Genomic DNA, 1,503 nt, shown 5'->3' with positions numbered 1-1,503 from the left:
TGATATAGTAACTACTATCATGGCAGACTACTTACATTTCTACGTAAAAACTGAATAATTATTTTTTATAGGAATTAGCAGGAGTTAGTTAAGAGTGGTCAGTTGAATTAAACTTAATTATGCTCATTCATTTGCAACTTTGCATTCCTTTGCTAGAATATAAGCATAAAGAAAAAAATAGGAGTGGTGACTGTGGCTGAAACTCCAGCTGAAGTAAAGGATTTAATTCACTATATCGAACCAAAGGGAGAGTTTATCTCTTTTTCAGATGAGGCGGATTATATCGCTAAAGGTTTAGAATGGAAATTATTCACTGCTCGTTCAGTAAAAAGAGAACTACTATATAAAAGCGGAAGCTATCAAGGAAAAGTGAAATTGGCTGGTTATGAACAATATGGTAACGGTCTTGATACGATTGTTGTTGAATTTGAAAATGGTAAGCTTAGCTGCATTCACCCTTCATATTTAAAGGAAATGCAAAGTTCGAATTTCGGTAAAGAGCTATTGAGTGGGCCAGTTGCTGAAGCATCTGCACCTTTAACTGAGGGTGAACAAGTAACAGTTGTCCAAGTGACAGAAAGTCCTGAGCAGCTAAGTGAAGCACCAAAAAAGGCAAAGTCAAAGAGTAAAAAGGCACCAGCGAAACCTAAACTGGACTTACCAGCAGACAAAGTCCATTTCACAGCAACCGTCAAGGAATTTACTGCAAAAATGAACCATTTCACYGGTGAAGAAGATGAGGTAATCCTGTTAGAGAATGTCAAAGTGACCACAGATCCAGAACTCTTCATTGGTGATGCCTGGTGTGGATATAGCAAAACATTAAAAAAGGCAGAACTTGAAGAAGGCGACGAAATAGAATTTGACGGAAAAGTGGTTGACAAGAAATACGATAAAGAAATTCGTTATAAAGTGAACAATCCATCAAAGTTAAAAAAAACGGAAGCATAATTCTAACTTTATACCTTAGTAAAACAGGTAGTAGGCTATTGCTTACTGCCTTTTTGTATGGATTGTTTGCTCCAAGTGACAGGTATTTATAGCAAAAAATGTACAGAGGGATTCGATTTTTATCTTAGTAATTGATGTTTAGAAGTGGCATATAATCATGAATATGGAGAACTGCTGATCTCATCAGTGATTAGAAGGATGAAGGGGCACTTTTGAAATGTACGTTGGTAAATCATTCATGACGAGATGTTGAACTCAATTGAAATAGATAGAGCTTTTTCCCTTTTTTGGTTTCATATAATACAGCGTTGGGGATAATACAATATTATAAAAGCTTATTAAAAGTAAAGGGGGCCTCTATTATGAAAGAATTATTCCAGTTATTAAAACAAGGCAATAAATCGGCATTTATTGCCGCTTGTGTGAATAGTATTATCGCTGTGTTAAAGGGGATAGCTTATTTCATGACGGGGAATGTGGCTATGTTTGCGGAAACATTGCATACCTTGGGGGATGCTGCGAACCAGTTTTTCGTTTTCATTGGTTCCGCAT

Annotated in this window: 2 protein-coding genes; both read left to right on the top strand. The window is 36.3% G+C overall.

What is annotated here, in order from left to right; translation table 11 throughout:
• Positions 1–192 precede the first annotated feature (192 nt).
• Positions 193–951, top strand: a complete 759-nt coding sequence (locus AC1DUW_RS28550; RefSeq protein WP_053346412.1) for a hypothetical protein — start codon at positions 193–195, stop codon at positions 949–951.
• A gap of 362 nt (positions 952–1,313) precedes the next feature.
• Positions 1,314–1,503 (top strand): cation efflux transmembrane domain-containing protein (locus AC1DUW_RS28545; protein ID WP_477644146.1); only part of this gene is annotated, 190 nt, incomplete at its 3' end.

It is taken from the genome of Peribacillus sp. P4_C12 (assembly GCF_056402095.1).
Note: the sequence above shows the minus strand (reverse complement) of the source record. Positions and strands in the feature narration are given on the sequence as shown.